Raw genomic sequence first — 20,845 nt, 5'->3', positions numbered from 1 at the left:
GGCATGGAAAGGAGAAGGCGCGGCTACGGCGGGGAGGCGGCCCCCGGCGCGGCCAGCCAGCGTTCGATGATCACGGCGGCGGCTTCGGCATCGAGCGCCTCGGCGTCGCGACGGCGGCGGGCGCCGCTGGCGCGCGCGCGGGCGAAGCGCTGCGCGGCCTCGACCGAGCTGGAGCGCTCGTCGACCATGCCCACCGGCAGGCCATAGCGCTCGCGCAGGGCATGGGCGAAGGCGCGGGCGCGGCGACGCGCGGGCTGGTCCTCGCCGTCCAGGGTCAGCGGGTCGCCGACGATCAGGCCACCAGGGCCCCACTGGTTGCGCAGGCGGTCCAGGGCGGCCCAGTCCGGGCCGGCGGCATGCACGTCGACCACCGCCACCGCGCGGGCGCCGCCGAAGGCGCTGCCCACGGCCACGCCGATCCGGCGGGAACCGACGTCGAAGCCGAGCACGATGGCGTCGGGCGAAGGCAGCGCGGGCACGCTCGCCTCAGGCATGCCCGCTGTAGCCCGCCAGGCGGAACAGGTCCACGCCGATGCGGTTGGCCGCGGTCTGCCAGCGGCTGTCCAGCGGCAGGCCGAACAGCAGCTCGCCGTCGGCCGGCACGGTCAGCCAGGTGTTCTCGGCCAGCTCGTGCTCGAGCTGCCCCGCCCCCCAGCCGGCGCAGCCGAGGGCGACGATGGCGTTGGCCGGCCCATCGCCGGCGGCCATCGCTTCGAGCACGTCCCGCGAGGTGGTCAGGTACAGGCCCTCGCCCACCTTGAGGCTGGAATCCCAGCCGTGGTCGCCGTCATGGATCACGAAGCCCCGCTCCTGGTGCACCGGGCCGCCATGCAACACCGGGCGGGCGCACAGGGCGGCGTCGGCGCCGCCGATGCCCATCTGCGCCAGGACCTGGCCCAGGGTGTATTCGGAGGGACGGTTGACCACCACGCCCATGGCGCCGTCCTCGTCGTGCTGGCAGACCAGCGCGACGGTACGGGCGAAGTTCGGGGCGGCCAGCGCCGGCAGTGCGACCAGCAGCTGGTTGGCCAGGTTGTCTTGGGGGGCGGACATGCACCCATTCTAGCCGGCGGCGCGCTTCCGCCGGCGCGCCCCTGCGACAATCCGGGTCCTCCGTCCGAGGCTCCCTGCATGTCCGCCTACTGCGACTTCGCCCCTGGCCACCCCCTTCACGGCCCCTACCACGACCACGAGTACGGCGTGCCCCAGCGCGACGAGGCGGTGCTGTTCGAGCGCCTGCTGCTGGAGATCAACCAGGCGGGCCTGAGCTGGGAAACGATGCTGCGCAAGCGCGAGGGCTTCCGCCGCGCCTACGACGGCTTCGACGTGGCCAAGGTGGCGGCCTACGGCGAAGCGGACCGTGCCCGCCTGCTGGCCGATCCCGGGATCATCCGCAACCGGCTCAAGGTCGAGGCGGCGATCCACAATGCCGGCGTGATCCTGCGCATGCGCGACAGCCACGGCGGGTTCGCCGCCTGGCTGTATGCGCACCATCCGCTGGACAAGGCCGGCTGGGTGAAGCTGTTCAAGGGCACCTTCCGCTTCACCGGAGGCGAGATCACCGGCGAGTTCCTGATGTCGCTGGGCTACCTGCCCGGCGCGCACCGCCCGGACTGCCCGGCGCACCAGCGCCTGCTGTCCACCCACGCCCTTCCCTGGATGGAGGTGGCCGGCTGAGCCTTCACCCGTCCGTGCCCGCGCCGCGGGCGATGATCGGGCCATGGCCATCCGCATCGGCATCTCCGGCTGGCGCTATGCGCCGTGGCGCGGGGTGTTCTACCCGCGGGAACTTCCGCAGCGCCGCGAGCTGGAATACGCCGCCCACAGCTTCGCCAGCATCGAGCTCAACGGCTCGTTCTATTCGCTGCAGTCGCCACGCAGCTGGGCGACCTGGGCCGGGCAGGTACCGCGCGAGTTCGTGTTCGCGGTGAAGGGACCACGCTACGTGACCCACATGCTGCGGCTGCGGGATACCGGGGCAGCGCTGGCCAACTTCTTCGCCTCCGGGGTGCTGCTGCTCGGCCCCCACCTCGGGCCGCTGCTGTGGCAGCTGCCGCCTTCCATGCGCTACGACCACGACCTGCTTGACGCTTTCCTCGGCCAGCTGCCGCGCGATACCGACGCCGCCCTGTCCCTGGCCCGCGGGTACGAGCGCCGGCGGATGAAGGGGCGGGTCGCCCTGCCCCCGGGTCCCAGGCGGCGCCTGCGCCACGCCCTGGAGATACGCCACGAAAGCTTCGACGACCCGGGCTTCATCCGCCTGCTGCGGCGGCACCGGGTCGCGCTGGTGGTCTCGGACACGCCCGGGCGCTTTCCCTACGCGGAGGACGTCACCGCCGGGTTCGTATACCTGCGCCTGCATGGCGATACCGAGCTGTACCGCAGCGGATACGGCGACGAGGCGCTGGACCGCTGGGCGGCACGCATCCGCCGCTGGGCCGACGGCGGCGAGCCGGACGACGCGCGCCGCTTCCTCGACGCCCCGCCACCACGGGCGAAACGGCGCGACGTGTATTGCTACTTCGACAACGACGCCAAGGTACGGGCACCGGTCGACGCGCAGGCCCTGTACGAACGCCTGGCGCGTTGAGCCTCAGACGCCCATGTAGCGGTTGGGCCGGTGGTTGAACATCAACAGCAGGCTCAGGACCACCGCGCCGAGCGTGGAGTACATCACCTTGGCCGGCGACAGGACCGTCAGCGCGATGGCCATCAGCAAAGCGTCGAACACCAGCTGCACCTTGCCGGCGCTGATGCCGCGGCTGCGCTGCAGGTACACGGCCAGGATGCCCACGCCGCCAAGGCTGGCGCGGTGGCGGATGAAGAACAGGATGCCCAGCCCGCTGAGCACGCCGCCGACGATGGCGGCAAAGGCCGGGGACATGTACGCCCAGCCGACCCAGCGCGGCAGCAGGTCGGTGAGCAGGCCGGTGGCGCCCACGGCCAGGAAGGTCTTGATCGTGAACTCCCAGCCCATCCGGCGCACGGCGATCCAGTAGAACGGGAGGTTCACCAGCACGAACACGATGCCGAAGTTCCAGCCCAGGGCGTAGTGCAGCAGGAACGACACCCCGGCCATGCCGCCGATCATGATCCCGCCCTGGGCGAACACAGCCAGCCCCAGCGACGCCACCAGGGCGGCCAGGACCATGCCCTGCACGTCCTCGGCCACCGTGTGCTGGAACGCCCTGGTGTCGGCCCCGGTGCCCGCCGAATCCGGCGGCGGGGTCAGCGGCCCGGCGGTGACTACCGCGCCATCGTCGGGCAGCACGTCCTGGCCGGGCCGGAGGTCGGAATCTGGGAGGGTCACTGGGAAGGGTGCCGGCGTGGGGGCGCGTATTAGACACCAGGCCGGCGCAGGTTTCATCTGAAACCTGCGCCGGACCGGCACGCCCGCGGCGGGCCTCCCCGCCCGTCCCGCAACGTCAGAGGACGACGATGGCCGCTGCCACCAGCAACAGCAGCACCGGTCCCAGGAACACCACGGCCAGCCAGTTCCAGACCGACCACTCGTCGGCGTCGCCGGGATGGCCGAAGGTGTCCTCGTTGTACGAGCGGACCAGCGAATTGACCGGCAGGATCGGCACGAAGACCAGCAGGGCCAGCAGCATGGCCTCGTTCTCCAGCCGGGCGCAGAGGTTCAGCGCGATGTAGGCCGCCGCCAGCAGCGCCGGCGGGTAGGCCAGGGCGCGGCGGCGGTTGCCGGCGAGCGCCCCCAGGTCGCGAAAGCAGGCGTAGGACCAGACAGGCGAGAAGAAGGCGCGCCAGAACGGCCAGATGTCGGTCCGCCGCTGCGACTCGGCGATGGCCTTCCAGTTGCGGTAGAACCAGTACAGGTCATAGAGACCGAGGGTGACCAGCGACATCACCGCCAGTTTCACCCACGAAGGACCGAACAACTCCACGGCGTCTACCGGGATCCCGCGGGGCGCGCGCAAGGCGCCGACCCCGGGAGCCCCCCCCGGCGGCTGGACAGCCAGGGGCGGCTGGTACGGATTACGCGTGTCCTGCTCGTGCATGACCTGGCTCCTGCCGGTTCGTGGAAATCCTTTCCTGCCCCGCGCGGGGCCCATGCCGGAGGGCGGCACTCCGCCGCCCGTGCTGGTGCGTCAGCGCACCTCGGCGATCTCGACGCCGTCCAGGCCCTGGGACAGGGTGCGCGCGTCGCCGCCCTGGGAGAGCTTGATGCGCAGGCGCACCTCGTTCTGCGAGTCGGCGTAGCGCAGGGCATCCTCGTAGGAGATCTCGCCGGCCTGGTACAGCTCGAACAGGCTCTGGTCGAAGGTCTTCATGCCCAGGTTGGTCGATTCCTTCATGACCTCCTTGAGCTTGTGGATCTCGCCGTCGCGGATGTAGTCCTGCACCAGCGGGGTGCCCAGCAGGATCTCCATCGCCACGCGGCGGCCCTTGCCGTCCGGGGTCGGCACCAGCTGCTGCGCGACCACGCCCTTGAGGTTCAGCGACAGGTCCATCAGCAGCTGGCTGCGGCGGTCCTCGGGGAAGAAGTTGATGATGCGGTCCATCGCCTGGTTGGCGTTGTTCGCATGCAGGGTGCACAGCACCAGGTGGCCGGTCTCGGCGAAGGCGATGGCGTGGTCCATGCCCTCGCGGGTACGCACCTCGCCGATCATGATCACGTCCGGCGCCTGGCGCAGGGTGTTCTTCAGCGCGGCCTCCCAGCTGTCGGTGTCGATGCCGACCTCGCGCTGGGTGACGATGCAGCCCTCGTGCTTGTGCACGAACTCGATCGGGTCCTCGATGGTGATGATGTGGCCGGTCGAGTTCTGGTTGCGGTAGCCGATCATCGCCGCCAGCGAGGTCGACTTGCCGGTGCCGGTGGCGCCGACGAAGATGATGATGCCGCGCTTGGTCATCGCCAGCGTCTTGATGATCGGCGGCAGGTTCAGCTCCTCGACCGTCGGGATCTTGGTCTCGATCCGGCGCAGCACCATGCCCACCTGGTTGCGCTGGTAGAAGCAGCTGACGCGGAAGCGGCCGACGCCGGCGACGCCGATGGCGAAGTTGCACTCGTGGGTCTTCTCGAACTCCTCGCGCTGCGCCGGGGTCATCACGTTGAGGACCATGTCGCGGCTCTGCTGCGGGGTCAGCGGCGTCTGCGTGATCGGCGTGATCTTGCCGTGCACCTTCATCGCCGGCGGCATGCCCGCGGTGATGAACAAGTCCGACGCCTTCTGGTGCGCCATCAGCTTGAGGAACGAGGTGAAATCCATGGTGCTCATCGATGGCTCCTGCGGAGCCGGGATTCGTGATTCGTGATTGGTGATTCGAAAGCGCGAATGCGCCCAACTCACCGATCCCGCGTCACGACCTCCGGCCTTGTCGAATCACGAATTACAAATCACCAATCACGCGCCTTTCCGATCACTCGAAGAGTCGCTTGTCCTTTGCGTACTCGCGCGCCTGGGGACGGGTGACGAGGCCGCGCTTGACCAGGTCCTGCAGGTGCTGGTCGAGGGTCATCATTCCGTACTGCTGGCCGGTCTGGATGGCCGAGTACATCTGCGCGACCTTGTCCTCGCGGATCAGGTTTCGGATGGCCGGGGTGCCGACCATGATTTCCCAGGCCGCGGTACGCCCGCCACCGACCTTCTTCAGCAGCGCCTGCGAGATCACCGCGCGCAGCGATTCGGACAGCATCGAGCGCACCATAGGCTTTTCGCCGGCGGGGAACACGTCGATGATTCGATCGATGGTCTTGGCCGCCGAGCTGGTATGCAGGGTGCCGAACACCAGGTGGCCGGTTTCCGCGGCGGTCAGCGCCAGGCGGATGGTCTCCAGGTCGCGCATTTCGCCGACCAGGATGTAGTCCGGGTCCTCGCGCAGCGCCGAGCGCAGGGCTTCGTTGAAGCCATGGGTGTCGCGGTGCACCTCGCGCTGGTTGATCAGGCACTTCTGCGAGGTGTGCACGAACTCGATCGGGTCCTCGACGGTGAGGATGTGCCCGTACTCGTTCTTGTTGATGTGGTCGATCATGCCCGCGAGCGTGGTCGACTTGCCCGAGCCGGTCGGGCCGGTGACCAGGATCAGGCCCTGCGGCTGGTCGATGAGCTGGCGGAAGATCGGCGGGCAGCCCAGGTCCTCCAGGGTCAGCACCTCGGAGGGAATGGTGCGGAACACCGCGCCGGCGCCACGGTTCTGGTTGAACGCGTTGACGCGGAAGCGCGCCAGCGAGGGAATCTCGAACGAGAAGTCGACCTCGAGGAACTCCTCGTAGTCCCGGCGCTGCTTGTCCGACATGATGTCGTACACCAGCGAGTGGACCTGCTTGTGGTCCAGCGCGGGAATGTTGATCCGGCGGACGTCGCCATCCACGCGGATCATCGGCGGCAGGCCCGCGGACAGGTGCAGGTCCGAAGCCTTGTTCTTGACCGAAAAGGCCAGCAGTTCGGCGATATCCATGCGTGAGTTTTTCCCCAGAATTCCCCGGCCGGCCCGCGCTGCGCGGGCTGGCGTGCGATGTCCCCTGCCGGCAGTATAGCGTCCGTTTCCCACCTGCCAATCCCGGCCCCGACCGTGACCGATCCAAGCCCCGCCGACCGCCTCCAGGAAGTCCTCGCGCGCATCAGGGCCGCCGCCGGGGCGGCAGGCCGGCCGTGCCCGCGCCTGCTGGCGGTATCGAAGGTACAGCCTGCCGAGGCGGTGGCCGCGCTGGCCGCGGCCGGCCAGCGCGCCTTCGGCGAAAACTACGTGCAGGAAGCGGCGGCAAAGCGCCAGGCCCTGGATCCGTCGGTCGACGCCGCCCTGGAATGGCACCTGATCGGCCATCTGCAGTCGAACAAGGCCGCGGTCGCCGCGCGCGTGTTCGACTGGGTGCACAGCATCGACCGCGCCAGCGTGGTCACGGCACTGGCAGCCAGGCGGGACCCGGCGGCGGCACCGCTCAACGTGCTGCTGCAGGTCAATGTCGAGGGCGAGGAAGGCAAGGCCGGCTGCCGCCCGGACGAGGTCGAAGCCCTGGCCGCCGCGGTGGCGGCGCAGCCGCGGCTGGCGCTGCGCGGACTGATGGCGATCCCGGTCCCGCATCCGGACCCGGAACAGCGGCGCCCGGCGTTCCGGGCGATGAAGCGCCTGTTCGACGCACTCGCCGCGCGCCATCCGCAGGTCGACACGCTGTCGATGGGCATGAGCGACGACTTCGCCGTGGCCATCCCCGAGGGCGCCACCCTGGTGCGCATCGGCACCGCGCTGTTCGGGCCGCGCCCACGCCCCTGAGCGGGCCGCGCCTGGCGCTAGACTGCTGTTTTCCCTGCGCAGGAGGCGTCGATGTCCAGCAACCCCGGGCCCCTTCCCGTCATCGCCTTCCTCGGCGGCGGCAACATGGCACGCAGCCTGATAGGCGGCCTGGTCGCACGCGGCGCCGATCCGGCGCGGATCCGCGTGGCCGAGCCCGTGCAGGCGCTGCGCGAGGCGCTGGCGGCGGACTTCGGCGTGCAGGCATTCCCCGATGCCGCTTCGGCGGTCGAGGGAGCCGGGCTGTGGCTGCTGGCAGTCAAGCCACAGGTCATGCGCGGGGTATGCGAGCCCCTGGCCCCGTTCGCCGCACGGAGCCGGCCGCTGGTGGTCTCGATCGCCGCCGGCATCCCCGTGGACCGGCTGCGTGAATGGCTTGGCGACGGAACCGCCGTGGTGCGCTGCATGCCCAACACCCCTGCGCTGCTTGGCGCCGGCGTGACCGGCCTGTATGCCGGACCTGGCGTGGAAGCGGGCCAGCGCGCGCAGGCCGAGGCGGTGCTCGCCGCCGCCGGCGCCACCGTGTGGATCGACGAGGAACCGCTGATGGATGCGGTCACTGCTGTCTCCGGCAGCGGCCCGGCCTATGTGTTCCTGCTGGCCGAGGCGATGCAGGCGGCGGCGCGCGCCGAGGGCCTCGGACCGGAACAGGCACGCACCCTGGTCGTGCAGACCCTGCTGGGCGCGGCGCGCATGCTGTCCGAAACCGGCGAGCCGGCGGACGAACTGCGCCGGCGGGTGACCTCGCCCGGCGGCACCACCCAGGCCGCGATCGAGCGTTTCCAGGCCGACGGCTTCGAGGACCTGGTCGCGCGCGCCATCCACGCCGCGCGGGTGCGCGGCACCGAGCTGGCGGGAGGCTGAGATGGATCCCAGGCATATCCGGCCCCTGGCCTGCGCCGTCCTGCTGCCGCTGCTGGGCGCCTGCTCCGGCGGCCAGGCGCCGCAGGCGGCGCAGTTCGTGCCACCCGCCCCCGCGGTGGCGGAACTGCAGGGGTCGCTGCGCGCCCGCTACACCCTGCTGCCCACCCTGTCCCTCGACCCGGCGGTGGCGCGCGGCTATGGCATCGAGCGCTCGGCCGGCAAGGCCCTGCTGCTGGTTGCCCTGCGCAACGGGGACGGCGGCGACGAGAGTCCCGCCACGGGCGAGGTCCGCGCCCAGGCACGCGACCTGTCCGGACGCCGCCAGGAGGTGGCGATGCGGCAGATCCGCAGCGGCGACTACGTCGACCATGTGGGCCTGGTCGACGTGGGCGAGCGCGACGTGATCCGGGTGGATGTCCAGGTCGATGCCGATGGACGACGCTACAGCTTTGATTTCCAAAGAAACTTCTAACCCGGGCGGTTTGCATCCGGCTGCCGGTGCGCGTTAAGGTCTCCCCCGGGAGCGTCGCCGTGGGGAGTTCTGCGGCGACAGGGGAAACGCACCGGTTGCCGGCGCCTCGCAGCGCCGCATGGCCCCGCCGTCGTGGGCCGGCAAGCCGGTCAAGCCACGGGCCGCGTACGCGGCCACCTTGGGGACGACGCTTCGATGAAAAAGAAGATCAACACGCTCGGCCTGGTGCTGGGCATCGCCGTCACTTCCAGCGCAATGGCCGCCGAGGCCTGCCCGCCCCTGCCGCAGAACACGGAGCTGGCGTGGGAGGAAAGCGGTGGCTCGGACTTCAAGGTCTGCCGCGCGATCGATGCGGAAGGCACCCAGCTGCTCGGGGTGATGTTCAGCACCGAGCCCAAGCTGAATCCGCGCCGCCGCAACCGCGTCGAGGAAGGCAGGGTCGGCAACCACGAGGTGCACTGGTATCGCCCGGAGATCGCCCAGCCCGGCGCGGCCGAGAAGCGGATCACCGTGATCGAGCTGGGCAAGAACCGCTATGCCCAGATCTGGCTGGACGCCAACGATCCGGACCAGCTGCGGCGGGCGATGGACCTGGCCCGCAAGCTGCCGCTGTACTGAACCGGGCGGCGCCGGCGCACGCGCCGGACGCCGCCCACTGCGCCTAGAACCGGCCTTCCTGGAAGTCGACGAAGGCCTGCATGAGCTCCTGGCGGGGGTTCATCACGAACGGACCATAGCGGGCCACCGGTTCGCGCAGCGGGCGTCCGGCCACCAGGATCAGGCGCGCGGGTGCATCGCCGGCCCGCAGGGAGAGCCGTGCCCCGCCGCCCAGCACGCCCATCTCGCTGGCGTCCAGGGCGCGCGCGTCCTCGCCCTCGCCCACCGTGGCCTGCCCTTCGAAGACGTAGGCGAAGGCGTTGTGGCCATCCGGCAGCGTGTATTCCCAGGCGGCGCCGGCGGCCAGGGCGATGTCCAGGTAAAGCGGCTCGGTGGCCGGCTGCCGGATCGGGCCCTCCACCCCGCCGACGCGCCCGGCGATCACCTTCTCCGCCACGCCGGCGGCGGGACGGGCGACCGGGATGCGATCGGCGCCGAATTCCTGGTAGCGCGGATCGGTCATCTTCTCGCGCGCCGGCAGGTTCACCCACAGCTGGAAGCCGCGCATGCGCCCGGACTCCTGCTCCGGCATCTCCGAGTGCACCAGGCCGCGGCCGGCGGTCATCCACTGCACGCCGCCGGAGGTCAGCAGCCCTTCGTTGCCGTGGTTGTCACGGTGGCGCATGCGCCCGTCGAGCATGTAGGTGACGGTCTCGAAGCCGCGGTGCGGATGGTCCGGGAAGCCGGCGATGTAGTCCTCGGCGCGGTCGGTGCCGAACTCGTCCAGCAGCAGGAACGGGTCCAGGTCCGGCAGCTCCGGGCCGCCGATGACGCGGGTCAGGCGCACGCCGGCGCCGTCGGAGGTGGGCAGGCCGCGGACCTTGCGCAGCACGCGGACCGGTTCGACCTGCGGATGGATGCTCATGGCGTTCTCCCAGTTGGACTGGACGGGAGCATGGGGCCGGACGCCGCCGCCGGAAACCGGGCTGGCGGCGAAGAACCGTTGCAATGGCAGAACAACAACCTGAAATCTCCCGTCAGCGTTTCAGGAATTGTCCTGCAGGGCCAGCTGCATGTCGCGCTGGCGCCGCTTGTCCTCGCGGTACATCAGCCACCAGCCGATCACCGCCGCCAGCGAGACGGCCATCATCAGCAGGGTCGCCAGGGCATTGATCTTCGGGCTCACGCCCAGCCTCACCGAGGAGAAGATCTTGATCGGCAGGGTGGTCGACTCCGGGCCCGAGACGAAGCTGGCGATCACCACGTCGTCCAGCGACAGGGTGAAGGCCAGCAGCCAGCCGGAGACCAGGGCCGGGGCGATGATCGGCAGGGTGATCAGGAAGAACACCTTCAGCCGGTTGGCGCCCAGGTCCATGGCCGCCTCCTCCAGCGAGCGGTCCAGCTCCTGCAGGCGCGAGGACACCACCACCGTCACGAAGGACACGGTCAGGGTCACGTGCGCGATCCAGATCGCGACCATGCCCTTGGACGGCAGGCCCAGCGCCCCGCCCACCGAGACCAGCATCAGCAGGATCGACAGGCCGATGATCACCTCCGGCATCACCAGCGGCGCGGTGACCAGGGCGCCGAACAGCGTCTTGCCGGGGAAGCGGCGGAAGCGGGTCATCACCATCGCGCCAAGGGTGCCGATCACGGTGGCCGCGGTGGCGGTCCAGAACGCGATGCGCAGGCTGACCCAGGCCGCGTCCAGCATCTGCCGGTCGCGCATCAGCTCGCCGTACCACTTCACCGAGAACCCGGCCCAGACCATGGCCAGGCGCGAGGAGTTGAAGGAGTACACCACCAGCAGCACGATCGGCAGGTACAGGAAGGCGAAGCCGAGCACCAGCACCGCCCAGCGCAGCATGCGCATGCCCACGGTGTCGTTCATGCCAGCCGGCCCTCCAGGGTGCGCTGCTGGGCGCGGTTGAAGACCAGGATCGGCACCAGCAGCAGGAGCAGCATCACGATCGCCACCGCCGAGGCGGCCGGCCAGTCGCGGTTGTTGAAGAACTCGCCCCACAGCACGCGCCCGATCATCAGGGTGTCCGGGCCGCCCAGCATCTCCGGGATCACGAACTCGCCCACCGTCGGGATCATCACCAGCATGCAGCCGGCGACGATGCCCGAGCGCGACAGCGGCAGGGTGATCCGCAGGAACGCCTTCCACGGCCGCGCGCCGAGGTCGTAGGCGGCCTCCAGCAGGCGGTGGTCCAGCTTCACCAGGTTGGCGTACAGCGGCAGGATCATGAACGGCAGGTAGCAGTAAACGATGCCGATGTAGGCCGCCGTCGGGGTGTAGAGGATCCGCAGCGGGGCGTCGATGAGCCCGGTCCACAGCAGGAACCGGTTGAGGATGCCGTTGGCGTCGAGGATGCCGATCCAGGCGTAGACCCGGATCAGGAACGAGGTCCACGACGGCAGCACCACCGCCATCAGCGCGATGTTGCGGGTGGCCGGCTTCATCCGCGCGATGAAGTACGCCATCGGATAGCCGATCAGCAGGCACAGCACGGTGGAGACCACCGCGATCCTGATCGAGCTCAGGTAAGCCAGGCCGTACTGTGCGTCCATGAACAGGGCAGCGTAGTTGCCCAGGTTCAGGCGCAGGTGCAGGGCCTTGTCGACCACCTCGACGATCGGCGTGTACGGCGGCATGGCGATGGCCAGCCGCGAGAAGGAGATCTTCAGCACGATCAGGAACGGGATCGCGAAGAAGAACAACAGCCACAGGAACGGGATGGCGATCACCGCCCAGCGCCCCGAAGGCAGGTAACGGGCCAGCGCGCGCATGTTCATGACAGCAGCACCACGCCGTCGCTGTCGCGCCACCAGACCCAGACCTCGTCGTTCCAGGTCAGCTCGTCGCTGGCCCAGCGCTGCTGGTTGGCGAAGTTGACCAGCAGCTTGGAGCCGCTGGGCAGGCGCACGTGGAACACCGAGTGGCTGCCGAAATAGGCGATGTCCTCGATGGTGCCGCAGGCCTTGTTGTACGGCTGGTCCGGCTCGGACTTGCCGATGCCCAGCTTCTCCGGGCGCAGGGCGAAGGACACCGGCTGGCCCTCGAAACCGGTGATGCCGTGGCCGATGTAGATCGGCGCTTCGAACGCCGGCGTGCGCAGGGTGACGTACTCGGGCTGGTCGTCGTCGATCACCGCGTCGACCAGGTTGACCGAACCGATGAACTCGGCGGCGAAGCGGTTGGCCGGCTGCTCGTAGATCTCGTCCGGCTTGCCGACCTGCTGGATCCAGCCCTGGTCCATCAGCGCGATGCGGCTGGCCATGGTCATCGCCTCCTCCTGGTCGTGGGTGACCATCACGCAGGTCACCCCGGAGGACTCGATGATGTTGACCAGCTCCAGCTGCATGCGCGAGCGCAGCTTCTTGTCCAGCGCACCCATCGGCTCGTCCAGCAGCAGCAGCTTCGGCCCCTTGGCCAGGGAGCGGGCCAGGGCCACGCGCTGCTGCTGGCCGCCGGACAGCTGGTGCGGCTTGCGCCTGGCCAGCTTGCCCAGCTGCACCAGCTCCAGCATCTCCCCTACCCGCTTGCGGATGGCATCGCGGGACAGGCCGTCCTGCTTGAGGCCGAAGGCGATGTTCTGCTCGACGGTCATGTGCGGGAACAGGGCGTAGGACTGGAACATCATGTTGATCGGCCGCTCGTACGGGGGCTGCTCGTTCATGACCTCCCCGTCCAGCACGATCCGGCCGCGGGTCGGCCGCTCGAAACCGGCCAGGCAGCGCAGCAGGGTGGACTTGCCGCTGCCGGAGCCGCCCAGCAGGGCGAAGATCTCGCCCTTGCGGATGTCCAGGCTGACATCGTCCACGGCGACGAAGCCGTCGAATTCCTTGCGCACGTTCTCGATGCGCAGGTAGCCGCCCTGCTCGCCGGCGGCGGCGAGGGTCGGGTTAGCGCGTTCGGGGCTTGACGCCATGTCTACTCCATTGGGCAGGTGGGGGGCGGGCCGCCGGCGGCGACCCGCACCTGCAATCAGGGCGCAGCCTAACGGCCGCTCTTCAGTTCGGTCCAGATCCGGGTGTACAGGCGGTCCACCTCTGGCGGGATCACCGCCAGCATGAACAGCTTCCCGACCACTTCCGGCGGCGGGTAGATGGTCGGGTCATTGCGGATCCCGTCGTCCACCTGCTCCAGCGAGGCCGGCACCGGGTTGGGGAAGCTGACGTAGTTGGTGTTGGCCGCCGCCACGTCCGGGCGCAGCAGGTAGTCGATGAAGGCGTAGGCCTGGTCGATGTTCTTCGCGTCCTTCGGGATGGCGAGCATGTCGAAGAACAGCGGCGCGCCTTCCTTCGGGATCGAGTAGGCGACCTTGATACCGTTGCCGGATTCCACGGCGCGGTCGCGGGCCTGCAGGATGTCGCCGGACCAGCCCAGCACCAGGCAGGCGCTGCCGTTGGCCAGGGCGTCGATGTACTGGCTGGAGTGGAAGGTGCGGATGTAGGGCCGGATCGACGCGACCAGCGCGGCGCCCTTGCGGATCACCTCCGGGTCGGTGCTGTTCGGGTCCTCGCCCAGGTAGTTGAGCGCGGCCGGGATGACCTCGGTGGGCGTATCCAGCAGCATCACGCCGCAGTGCGCCAGCTTCGACACGTTCTCCGGCTTGAACAGCAGGTCCCAGCTATCGGCTACCTCGGCGGTGCCGAAGGCCTCGACCACCTTGTCGACGTTGTAGCCCAGCCCCGTGGTGCCCCACAGGTAAGGCACGGCGTACTGGTTGCCCGGGTCCTGGATGGCGATGCGCTCCATCAGCGCCGGGTCCAGCCCGCCGTAGTTCGTCAGCCGCGACTTGTCCAGCGGCTGGAAAACGCCGGCCTGGATCTGGCGGCCGAGGAACTGCAGGGAGGGCACGACCACGTCGAAGCCCGAGCCGCCGGCCAGCAGCTTGGCCTCCAGCAGCTCGTTGCTGTCGAACATGCCGTAGGTGACCTTGATCCCCGTCTCCCGCTCGAATCCGGGGACGGTGTCGTCGGCGATGTAGTCGGACCAGTTGTACACATGCACTACCCCGGCACCGGAGGGCTTCGTCGCCTCCTCGCCGGATTCCCCGGACCGGCCGCATGCGGCAAGCCCGAGCACCACCAGACAGCCAAGCAAACCCGCCTTGCACGTACCCATCGCATCCCCTTTGCCCCGCAGGGCCTGTGGTGATCCCCGGCACCATGGCCGGACGACAGCCGGATCGCTCCGGCTGCGGTCCCGCCAAGGCCGCGGCTCTCCGACGGATGCGAAAACCGGCGCCGCCCCGGGGCGGCGCCTGGCGACCGGCTCAGCGGCCGGTCTTGATCTCCGTCCAGAGCCGCGTGTACAGCTTGTCCGTTTCCGGCGAGTTGATCGCGTAGGTGAACATCTTCGCGGCCACGTCCTCCGGCGGGTAGATCGTGGGATCGTTGCGGATCTCCTCGTCCACCAGCGGCGTGGCGGCGCTCACCGGGTTGGCGTAGTGGATGTAATTGGTGTTGTTGGCGGCCACCTGCGGCTCGAGCAGGTAGTTGATGAACGCGTACGCGTTCTCCGGGTGCTTCGCATCGGCCGGGATGGCCAGCATGTCGAACCACTGCGGGGCGCCTTCCTTCGGGATCGAGTAGGCGACGTTGACGCCGTTCTCGGCTTCCTCGGCGCGGTCGCGGGCCTGGATGATGTCACCCGACCAGCCCACCGCCAGGCAGGTGCTGCCGTTGGCCAGCGAGCTGACGTACTGGCTGGAATGGAAATTCTGCACGTACGGGCGGATCGACTTGATCAGGTCGGCGGCCTTCTGCAACTTCTCCGGGTCGGAGCTGTGCGGATCCTCGCCCAGGTAGTGCAGCGCGATGGGGAGCATGTCCGCCGGGGTGTCCAGCAGGGTCACGCCGCAGTCCTTCAGCTTCGAGATGTTCTCCGGCTTGAACACGATGTCCCAGCTGTCGGCGATCTCGGTGGAGCCGAACGCTTCGGTGATCTTGTCGACGTTGTAGCCGATGCCGGTGGTGCCCATCATGTACGGCACGCCGTACTCGTTGCCCGGATCCTGCGAGGCGATGCGCTCCATCACCTTCGGGTCGAGGTTGGCCAGGTTCGGGATCTTGCTCTTGTCGAGCTTGAGGAACACGCCGGCCTGGATCTGGCGGCCGAAGAAGTTCAGGGTCGGGACCACCACGTCGTAGCCGCTGGAACCGGCCAGCAGCTTGGTCTCCAGGACCTCGTCGCTGTCGTAGACGTCGTAGGTGACGCGGATGCCGGTCTGCTCCTGGAAGCCGGGGATGGTGTCCTCGGCGATGTAGTCGGAGTAGTTGTAGACGTTGAGGACCTTCTCCTCGCCACCCGGCCCCTGCGCGGCATCGTCCTTGCCACCACAGGCGGCGAGCAGGCTGGCGGCAATGCCCAGGGTGAGCAGGCGGAGCTTCATCGTAGGTTCCTCGGAGGAAGGGGATTCAGGCGGTTCAGGTTAGCGCTGGCGCGGGGCTTTGCCCATCCCTTTTTCAGTGGCCGATGGCCCGGGCGGTCTCGTCCAGGGCCTTCCAGGCCTTGTCGAACAGTTCGTCGACCTGTTCCCGGGTCAGGACCAGCGGCGGCGACAGCAGCATCGAGTCGTAGGTGGCGCGCAGGATCAGGCCGTGGCGCAGGGCGGTGTCGCGGCACAGGCCGCCGACCTTGCCGCGCTCCGGGAAGAACGCCCGCCGGCGCTTGTCCGGGACCAGCTCCAGGGCGCCCATCATCCCGACGATGCGGGCCTCGCCCACCAGCCGGTGCCCGCCCAGCTCGGCCCAGCGCTGGGCCAGGTAGGGGGCGACCTCCTCGCGGGCGCGCTCGACGATCCGCTCCTCGCACATGATCCGCAGGTTCTCCAGGGCCACCGCCGCGCACACCGGGTGGCCCGAATAGGTCGCGCCGTGGGCCAGCTCGCCACCGGCGTCCTTCAGCACCCCGGCCACGCGGTCGTTGAACAGCGCCGCGCCCAGGGGGATGTAGCCGGAGGTGATGCCCTTGGCGATGGTCATCACGTCCGGCTGGATGCCGAAGTGCTGGCTGCCGAACCACTGCCCGGTGCGGCCGAAGCCGCAGATCACCTCGTCGGCCACCAGCAGCACGTCGTACTGGCGGCAGATCCGCTCGATCTCCTTCCAGTAGCTCATCGGCGGGATGTACACGCCGATGGCGCCCATGACCGGCTCGCCGATGAAGGCCGCCACCCGCTCCGGCCCCAGCTCCAGGATCTTCTGCTCCAGGCGGCGGGCGGCGACGATGCCGTACTCCTCCTCCGACAGGTCGCCGCCGTCGGCGAACCAGAACGGTGGATCGATGTGGTGGATGTCCGGGATCGGCAGCCCGCCCTGCTCGTGCATGCCCTTCATCCCGCCCAGGCTGGCGCCGGCCACGGTGGTGCCGTGGTAGCCGTTGTGGCGGCCGATGAAGATGTTCTTCCGCGGCTTGTCCTGCACCGCCCAGAAGTGCCGCACCAGGCGCAGGATGGTGTCGTTGGCCTCGGAACCGGAGTTGACGAAGAAGGCGTGGTTGAGGTCGCCCGGAGCGAGCTCGGCCAGCTGCGCGGCCAGGCGGATGGTCGGCTCGGTCGTGCACTGGAAGAAGCTGTTGTAGTAGGCCAGCTGCTCCATCTGCCTGGCCGCGGCCTGGCCCAGCTCCCTTCGGCCGTAGCCGATGTTCACGCACCACAGGCCGGCGAAGGCGTCCAGCAGCCTGTTGCCCTCCGCGTCCCAGACGTAGCAGCCCTCGCCGCGTACCAGCACCCGGGTACCCCGCTTCGCCAGGGCGGCGTTGTCGTTGAACGGATGCAGGTGGTGGGCGGCGTCCAGGCGCTGAAGTTCGGGCAGGTCGATCGCGGCCATGCGGCGGGATTCCTCGGGTTGTCGTGCCACGCGCCCGGCGGCGCGCGGCGGGTCAGACGTTCAGCAGCAGGAACTCGCGCTCCCAGGAGCTGATCACGCGGAAGAAGGTCTCGTATTCCTTGCGCTTGACCGACACGTAGGCACGCACGAAGCGCGGCCCCAGCAGGGTCGCCAGCGGGGTGCAGGTCTCCAGCTCGTCCAGCGCCTCGCCCAGCGAGCGCGGCAGGTCGTAGCCCAGTTCCTTGGCGCTGACCTCGGTCGGGGCGGTCGGGGTGAGCTGCTCGCGGATGCCCAGCAGGCCGCAGGCCAGGGTCGCGGCCATAGCCAGGTAGGGATTGGCGTCGGAGCCGGCAAAGCGGCTCTCGACGCGCTGGTTCTCCGGCGTGTCCATCGGCACGCGCAGGCCGCAGGTACGGTTGTCGAAGCCCCAGCGCACGTTGCTGGGCGAAACCTCGCCGAACATCAGCCGGCGGTAGGAGTTCACGTTCGGGGCGAAGAACGCCATCGCCATCGGCACGTACTTCTGCAGGCCCGCCAGGTAGTGGCCGAAGGTCTTGCTGAACTCGCCGGGCTTCCTGCCGGTGAACACGTTGCGGCCCTTGCGGTCCACCAGGCTCTGGTGGATGTGCATGGCACTGCCCGGCTCGGTCTCCATGGGCTTGGCCAGGAAGGGGGCGTACACGCCGTGGCGCATCGCCGCCTCGCGCATGGTGCGCTTGAACAGGAAGACCTGGTCGGCCAGCGACAGGGCGCCGGCGTGGGTGAAGTTGACCTCCAGCTGCGCCGCGCCGGACTCGTGGATCAAGGTGTCCACGTCCAGCTCCATCGCGTCGCAGTAGTCGTACATCAGGTCCAGGATCGGGTCGAACTCGTTGACCGCGTCGATCGAGTACGACTGCCGCGCCGTCTCCGGGCGACCGGAGCGACCGGCCGGGGGCAGCAGCGGGAAGTCCGGGTCGGTGTTCTTCTGCACCAGGAAGAACTCCAGCTCCGGCGCGACCACCGGCCGCAGGCCTTCCTTCTCGTATTCGGCCAGCACCTTGCGCAGCACGTTGCGCGGCGCCAGCTCGTGCGGATGGCCGTCCTTGGTGTAGCAGTCGTGGATGATCTGGGCGGTCGGGTCGGTGGCCCAGGGCACCATCCGCACCGTGTCCGGGTCCGGCCGCAGCAGCATGTCCGAATCCGAGGGCGAGGTCAGCTCGTAGTAGTCGTCCGGATAGTCGCCGGTGACGGTGGTGGCGAAGATGCCTTCCGGCAGGCGGGTGCCGTAGTCGTGGCTGAACTTGTCGGCGGGAATGATCTTGCCCCGCGCGTTGCCGGTGATGTCCGGCACCAGGCACTCCACCTCGGTGATGCGCCGTTCCTTGAGCCAGCGGCGCAGCGAGCTTTCCTGCTGCTCCTCGGTACTGGCCTCGGGTTTGCGGGTTCGTCTGCGTGTACTCATGCGGTTGTCCGGATGCGTTCGGGGGCCGGCGTGGCGGCGCGGCGTTCGGCCCAGGCCCGGCATGCATCGCCGAACGCGCGGAAGATCGCCAGGTAGAAGGGATTGGAGGCAACCTGCCATTCGGGATGCCACTGCACGCCCAGCAGGAAGCCGGGACCGGTGCCGCGGAACGCCTCGACCAGGCCGTCCGGCGCGGTGGCCTCGACCACCAGCCCGTCGCCCAGCCGGGCGATGCCCTGCCCGTGCAGCGAGTTCACCCGCACGCGTGCGGCCCCGGCCAGCGAGGCCAGCAGCCCGCCGGGCGCCAGGTCGATGTCGTGCGAGGGGGCGTACTGGATTTCCAGCGGATCCTCGAGGTTCTCGCGGTGGTCCATCATGCCGGGCACCTCGTGCACCTTCTGGTGCAGCCGCCCGCCCATGGCCACGTTGACCTCCTGCAGGCCGCGGCAGATCGCCAGCACCGGCAGGCCCATGGCGATCGCGCGCGGGGCCAGGGCCAGGGTGTTGGCGTCGCGGGCCGGATCGTGGAGGTTGCCCTCCCAGCTGGATTCGTCGCTGTAGTGGTGCGGCTCGATGTTGCTGACCGCGCCGGTGAGCAGCAGGCCGTCCAGCCGCGACAGCCAGGTGTCGGGATCCAGTGCCGGCTGCAGCGAGGGCATCAGGACCGGAATGGCGCCGGCGCCGTCGACCACCGCGCGCACGTACTTCTCGCCGGTGGCGAGGAACGGGTGCGGTCCGATCAGTTTGCGGTCGGTGGGCAGTCCGACCAGCGGCGTGAGGGCCATGCGAGCAGCGTCCGATGGCGTTCCGGCAACTTACCCCGGGCGTTTTATTTTTACAACACGCGGCAGGACGCAGCCGCACCACCGCGGCGCCAGCCCGTCGCCGGCGTTGAGTATTCTTGACGACCTCGCCGCTGTTACCCTCGTCCCGTCCCGCCGAGGCCCCGCCATGACCGCTCCGTCCACCTCCGCGATACCCGCCGGCGACCTGGCCACGCTGCAGGCCCTGGAGGGTGCGGCCGACGCCCACGTGGACCTGCTGCTGCCCGACGCCAACGGCGTGCTGCGCGGCAAGCGGGTGCCCGCCTCGGCGCTCGGCAAGGTGTACGCCAACGGCGTGTGCCTGCCGATGTCGCTGGTGGCCGCCGACATCCTCGGCAACACCGTGGAGGAGACCGGGCTGGGCTACGACATCGGCGACGAGGACCGGATCTGCCGGCCGATCCCCGGCAGCCTCAGGCCCGTTCCGTGGTCGGCGCGCCCTGCCCTGCAGCTGCTGCTGCAGATGGAGGATGGCGATGACGGCTGGTTCGAGGCGCACCCGCGGCGGGTCCTGCAGCGGGTGCTGGACCGCTTCGCCGCCGCCGGGCTGACCCCGGTGCTGGCGGTGGAGCTGGAGTTCTACCTGTTCGACCGCCTGCCCGATGCCGAAGGCCGCCCGCAACCGACGGTCAACCGGAGCACCGGCCGCCGCAACGACAGCACCCAGGTCTATTCGATCGACGACCTGGACGAGAACGCCGACTTCATCCACGCCGTGGCCCGCGCCTGCCGCGCCCAGGGCATCCCCGCCGATACCGCCGTGGCCGAGTACGCGCCGGGCCAGTTCGAGATCAACCTCGGCCACCGCGCCGACGCACTGGCCGCCTGCGACGACGCGGTCCTGCTCAAGCGCGTGATCAAGGCCATCGCCCAGCAGCACGGCGCGCTGGCCAGCTTCATGGCCAAGCCGCTGGCCGGCCAGGCTGGCAGCGGCATGCCCCTGCACGTGAGCCTGCTCGACCGCGACGGCCGCAACGTGTTCGCCTGCAGCCCCGATGCGCCGGCCGATGCCCTGCGCCACGCCGTGGCCGGGCTGCAGGCCAGCGCGCCCGACAACCTGCTGCTGTTCGCGCCGCACGCCAACAGTTACCGCCGCTTCGTCGCCAACGCCTTCGTCCCGCTCAACGACAGCTGGGGCTTCAACAACCGCACGGTGGCCCTGCGCATTCCGCACAGTGACCCGGCCAATACCCGCATCGAGCACCGCATCGCCGGCGCCGACGCCAATCCCTACCTGGTCGCCGCCGCGGTGCTGGCGGGCATCCTGCACGGACTTGAAAGCCGCCAGGATCCAGGCCCGCCGGTGGCCGGCAATGCCTACGAACAGTTCGAGCTGCGGCAGCCGCACTGGCGCCAGGCGATCGACGACTTCCTGGCCAGCGGCTTTGCCGCCCGGTGGTACGGCGAATCCTTCCGCCACGTGTACGGCCAGCAGAAGCGCCGCGAGATGCTGGACTTCAACACCCTGGTCAGCGACGTCGACTATGCCTGGTACCTGCGCAGCGTGTGACGCCCTCCGCGCCCGGAGTCGCCGGTGAGCGCGGACTATCC

The 20,845-nt window shown here is 69.4% G+C and carries 22 protein-coding genes; 7 read left to right on the top strand and 15 right to left on the bottom strand.

Annotation, left to right across the window (positions count from 1 at the left end; genetic code table 11):
• Positions 1–23: 23 nt before the first annotated feature.
• Both ruvX and CSC68_RS06495 read right to left on the bottom strand, forming a co-directional pair.
• The gene (gene ruvX, locus CSC68_RS06500) at positions 24–494 is read right to left on the bottom strand and encodes a Holliday junction resolvase RuvX (protein WP_162202712.1); all 471 of its coding nucleotides are present in this window, start codon (positions 492–494) and stop codon (positions 24–26) included.
• The gene (locus CSC68_RS06495; protein WP_162202711.1) at positions 487–1,053 is read right to left on the bottom strand and encodes a YqgE/AlgH family protein; all 567 of its coding nucleotides are present in this window, start codon (positions 1,051–1,053) and stop codon (positions 487–489) included. The genes ruvX and CSC68_RS06495 overlap by 8 nt, the downstream gene beginning before the upstream one ends.
• A gap of 78 nt (positions 1,054–1,131) precedes the next feature.
• Between CSC68_RS06495 and CSC68_RS06490 the strand changes: the two genes are divergently transcribed.
• Positions 1,132–1,677: a DNA-3-methyladenine glycosylase I gene (locus tag CSC68_RS06490; RefSeq protein WP_162202710.1), complete on the top strand. Its 546-nt coding sequence runs from the start codon at positions 1,132–1,134 to the stop codon at positions 1,675–1,677.
• A 43-nt stretch (positions 1,678–1,720) separates the two neighbouring features.
• The gene (locus tag CSC68_RS06485; RefSeq protein ID WP_162202709.1) at positions 1,721–2,590 is read left to right on the top strand and encodes a DUF72 domain-containing protein; all 870 of its coding nucleotides are present in this window, start codon (positions 1,721–1,723) and stop codon (positions 2,588–2,590) included.
• Between the two features lie 3 nt (positions 2,591–2,593).
• Here CSC68_RS06485 and CSC68_RS06480 read toward each other — a convergent pair whose 3' ends face one another.
• The 4 genes from CSC68_RS06480 to CSC68_RS06465 form a co-directional block, all read right to left on the bottom strand.
• Positions 2,594–3,268, bottom strand: coding sequence for a YitT family protein (locus tag CSC68_RS06480; RefSeq protein WP_162202743.1), 675 nt, complete (start codon positions 3,266–3,268; stop codon positions 2,594–2,596).
• Between the two features lie 157 nt (positions 3,269–3,425).
• On the bottom strand, positions 3,426–3,905 hold the full coding sequence (locus CSC68_RS06475) for a DUF4234 domain-containing protein (RefSeq protein ID WP_162202708.1): 480 nt from the start codon (positions 3,903–3,905) through the stop codon (positions 3,426–3,428).
• Between the two features lie 204 nt (positions 3,906–4,109).
• Entirely contained in the window at positions 4,110–5,240 is a 1,131-nt protein-coding gene (locus tag CSC68_RS06470) for a PilT/PilU family type 4a pilus ATPase (protein WP_162202707.1), read from the bottom strand.
• A 142-nt stretch (positions 5,241–5,382) separates the two neighbouring features.
• The gene (locus CSC68_RS06465; RefSeq protein WP_162202706.1) at positions 5,383–6,420 is read right to left on the bottom strand and encodes a type IV pilus twitching motility protein PilT; all 1,038 of its coding nucleotides are present in this window, start codon (positions 6,418–6,420) and stop codon (positions 5,383–5,385) included.
• A gap of 114 nt (positions 6,421–6,534) precedes the next feature.
• Here CSC68_RS06465 and CSC68_RS06460 point away from each other — a divergent pair, with 114 nt between their 5' ends.
• The 4 genes from CSC68_RS06460 (at position 6,535) to CSC68_RS06445 (ending at position 9,205) form a co-directional block, all read left to right on the top strand.
• A complete protein-coding gene (locus CSC68_RS06460) occupies positions 6,535–7,233 on the top strand; it encodes a YggS family pyridoxal phosphate-dependent enzyme (protein WP_425501215.1) in 699 nt (232 codons plus the stop codon).
• Between the two features lie 51 nt (positions 7,234–7,284).
• Positions 7,285–8,115 (top strand): pyrroline-5-carboxylate reductase, encoded by an 831-nt coding sequence (gene proC, locus CSC68_RS06455; RefSeq protein WP_162202704.1) that lies wholly within the window; start codon positions 7,285–7,287, stop codon positions 8,113–8,115.
• A gap of 1 nt (position 8,116) precedes the next feature.
• A complete protein-coding gene (locus tag CSC68_RS06450) occupies positions 8,117–8,587 on the top strand; it encodes a DUF4426 domain-containing protein (protein WP_162202703.1) in 471 nt (156 codons plus the stop codon).
• A 195-nt stretch (positions 8,588–8,782) separates the two neighbouring features.
• A complete protein-coding gene (locus CSC68_RS06445; RefSeq protein WP_162202702.1) occupies positions 8,783–9,205 on the top strand; it encodes a hypothetical protein in 423 nt (140 codons plus the stop codon).
• A 43-nt stretch (positions 9,206–9,248) separates the two neighbouring features.
• Here the strand turns inward: CSC68_RS06445 and CSC68_RS06440 are convergent, their stop codons facing one another.
• The 9 genes from CSC68_RS06440 to CSC68_RS06400 form a co-directional block, all read right to left on the bottom strand.
• Positions 9,249–10,109, bottom strand: coding sequence for a pirin family protein (locus tag CSC68_RS06440; protein WP_162202701.1), 861 nt, complete (start codon positions 10,107–10,109; stop codon positions 9,249–9,251).
• Positions 10,110–10,229: 120 nt separating this feature from the next.
• Positions 10,230–11,075: an ABC transporter permease subunit gene (locus CSC68_RS06435; RefSeq protein WP_162202700.1), complete on the bottom strand. Its 846-nt coding sequence runs from the start codon at positions 11,073–11,075 to the stop codon at positions 10,230–10,232.
• Positions 11,072–11,983 carry an ABC transporter permease subunit gene (locus CSC68_RS06430; protein WP_425501213.1) on the bottom strand — a complete coding sequence of 304 codons (912 nt, stop codon included), beginning with the start codon at positions 11,981–11,983 and terminating at the stop codon, positions 11,072–11,074. The genes CSC68_RS06435 and CSC68_RS06430 overlap by 4 nt, the downstream gene beginning before the upstream one ends.
• Entirely contained in the window at positions 11,980–13,119 is a 1,140-nt protein-coding gene (locus CSC68_RS06425; protein ID WP_162202699.1) for an ABC transporter ATP-binding protein, read from the bottom strand. Before CSC68_RS06425 ends, CSC68_RS06430 begins: the two co-directional genes overlap by 4 nt.
• A 68-nt stretch (positions 13,120–13,187) precedes the next feature.
• On the bottom strand, positions 13,188–14,318 hold the full coding sequence (locus CSC68_RS06420) for a polyamine ABC transporter substrate-binding protein (RefSeq protein WP_162202698.1): 1,131 nt from the start codon (positions 14,316–14,318) through the stop codon (positions 13,188–13,190).
• Positions 14,319–14,469: 151 nt separating this feature from the next.
• Positions 14,470–15,588: a polyamine ABC transporter substrate-binding protein gene (locus tag CSC68_RS06415; RefSeq protein WP_162202697.1), complete on the bottom strand. Its 1,119-nt coding sequence runs from the start codon at positions 15,586–15,588 to the stop codon at positions 14,470–14,472.
• A gap of 73 nt (positions 15,589–15,661) precedes the next feature.
• Positions 15,662–17,026 (bottom strand): aspartate aminotransferase family protein, encoded by a 1,365-nt coding sequence (locus CSC68_RS06410; protein ID WP_162202696.1) that lies wholly within the window; start codon positions 17,024–17,026, stop codon positions 15,662–15,664.
• A gap of 52 nt (positions 17,027–17,078) precedes the next feature.
• Positions 17,079–18,470: a glutamine synthetase family protein gene (locus CSC68_RS06405; RefSeq protein ID WP_162202695.1), complete on the bottom strand. Its 1,392-nt coding sequence runs from the start codon at positions 18,468–18,470 to the stop codon at positions 17,079–17,081.
• The gene (locus tag CSC68_RS06400; RefSeq protein WP_162202694.1) at positions 18,467–19,255 is read right to left on the bottom strand and encodes a gamma-glutamyl-gamma-aminobutyrate hydrolase family protein; all 789 of its coding nucleotides are present in this window, start codon (positions 19,253–19,255) and stop codon (positions 18,467–18,469) included. Before CSC68_RS06400 ends, CSC68_RS06405 begins: the two co-directional genes overlap by 4 nt.
• A 166-nt stretch (positions 19,256–19,421) precedes the next feature.
• Between CSC68_RS06400 and CSC68_RS06395 the strand changes: the two genes are divergently transcribed.
• Complete coding sequence (locus CSC68_RS06395) at positions 19,422–20,804, top strand: glutamine synthetase family protein (protein ID WP_162202693.1); 1,383 nt, start codon at positions 19,422–19,424, stop codon at positions 20,802–20,804.
• Positions 20,805–20,845: the final 41 nt, after the last annotated feature.

The organism is Pseudoxanthomonas suwonensis (genome assembly GCF_010093235.1).
Taxonomy (GTDB): Bacteria; Pseudomonadota; Gammaproteobacteria; order Xanthomonadales; family Xanthomonadaceae; genus Pseudoxanthomonas; species Pseudoxanthomonas suwonensis.
The sequence above is the reverse complement of the archived record's forward strand: the minus strand, read 5'-3'. Positions and strand labels throughout refer to the sequence as shown.

Bases quoted from the DNA above. Each gene is read 5' to 3' on its own strand.
- CSC68_RS06410 (WP_162202696.1), bottom strand. From the start codon at position 17,026: ATGGCCGCGATCGACCTGCCCGAACTTCAGCGCCTGGACGCCGCCCAC.
- proC (WP_162202704.1), top strand. From the start codon at position 7,285: ATGTCCAGCAACCCCGGGCCCCTTCCCGTCATCGCCTTCCTCGGCGGC.
- CSC68_RS06465 (WP_162202706.1), bottom strand. From the start codon at position 6,420: ATGGATATCGCCGAACTGCTGGCCTTTTCGGTCAAGAACAAGGCTTCG.
- CSC68_RS06485 (WP_162202709.1), top strand. From the start codon at position 1,721: ATGGCCATCCGCATCGGCATCTCCGGCTGGCGCTATGCGCCGTGGCGC.
- CSC68_RS06425 (WP_162202699.1), bottom strand. From the start codon at position 13,119: ATGGCGTCAAGCCCCGAACGCGCTAACCCGACCCTCGCCGCCGCCGGC.
- CSC68_RS06395 (WP_162202693.1), top strand. From the start codon at position 19,422: ATGACCGCTCCGTCCACCTCCGCGATACCCGCCGGCGACCTGGCCACG.
- CSC68_RS06495 (WP_162202711.1), bottom strand. From the start codon at position 1,053: ATGTCCGCCCCCCAAGACAACCTGGCCAACCAGCTGCTGGTCGCACTG.
- CSC68_RS06430 (WP_425501213.1), bottom strand. From the start codon at position 11,983: ATGAACATGCGCGCGCTGGCCCGTTACCTGCCTTCGGGGCGCTGGGCG.
- CSC68_RS06490 (WP_162202710.1), top strand. From the start codon at position 1,132: ATGTCCGCCTACTGCGACTTCGCCCCTGGCCACCCCCTTCACGGCCCC.
- CSC68_RS06415 (WP_162202697.1), bottom strand. From the start codon at position 15,588: ATGAAGCTCCGCCTGCTCACCCTGGGCATTGCCGCCAGCCTGCTCGCC.
- CSC68_RS06400 (WP_162202694.1), bottom strand. From the start codon at position 19,255: ATGGCCCTCACGCCGCTGGTCGGACTGCCCACCGACCGCAAACTGATC.
- CSC68_RS06440 (WP_162202701.1), bottom strand. From the start codon at position 10,109: ATGAGCATCCATCCGCAGGTCGAACCGGTCCGCGTGCTGCGCAAGGTC.
- CSC68_RS06405 (WP_162202695.1), bottom strand. From the start codon at position 18,470: ATGAGTACACGCAGACGAACCCGCAAACCCGAGGCCAGTACCGAGGAG.
- CSC68_RS06450 (WP_162202703.1), top strand. From the start codon at position 8,117: ATGGATCCCAGGCATATCCGGCCCCTGGCCTGCGCCGTCCTGCTGCCG.
- CSC68_RS06435 (WP_162202700.1), bottom strand. From the start codon at position 11,075: ATGAACGACACCGTGGGCATGCGCATGCTGCGCTGGGCGGTGCTGGTG.
- CSC68_RS06470 (WP_162202707.1), bottom strand. From the start codon at position 5,240: ATGAGCACCATGGATTTCACCTCGTTCCTCAAGCTGATGGCGCACCAG.
- CSC68_RS06445 (WP_162202702.1), top strand. From the start codon at position 8,783: ATGAAAAAGAAGATCAACACGCTCGGCCTGGTGCTGGGCATCGCCGTC.
- CSC68_RS06420 (WP_162202698.1), bottom strand. From the start codon at position 14,318: ATGGGTACGTGCAAGGCGGGTTTGCTTGGCTGTCTGGTGGTGCTCGGG.
- ruvX (WP_162202712.1), bottom strand. From the start codon at position 494: ATGCCTGAGGCGAGCGTGCCCGCGCTGCCTTCGCCCGACGCCATCGTG.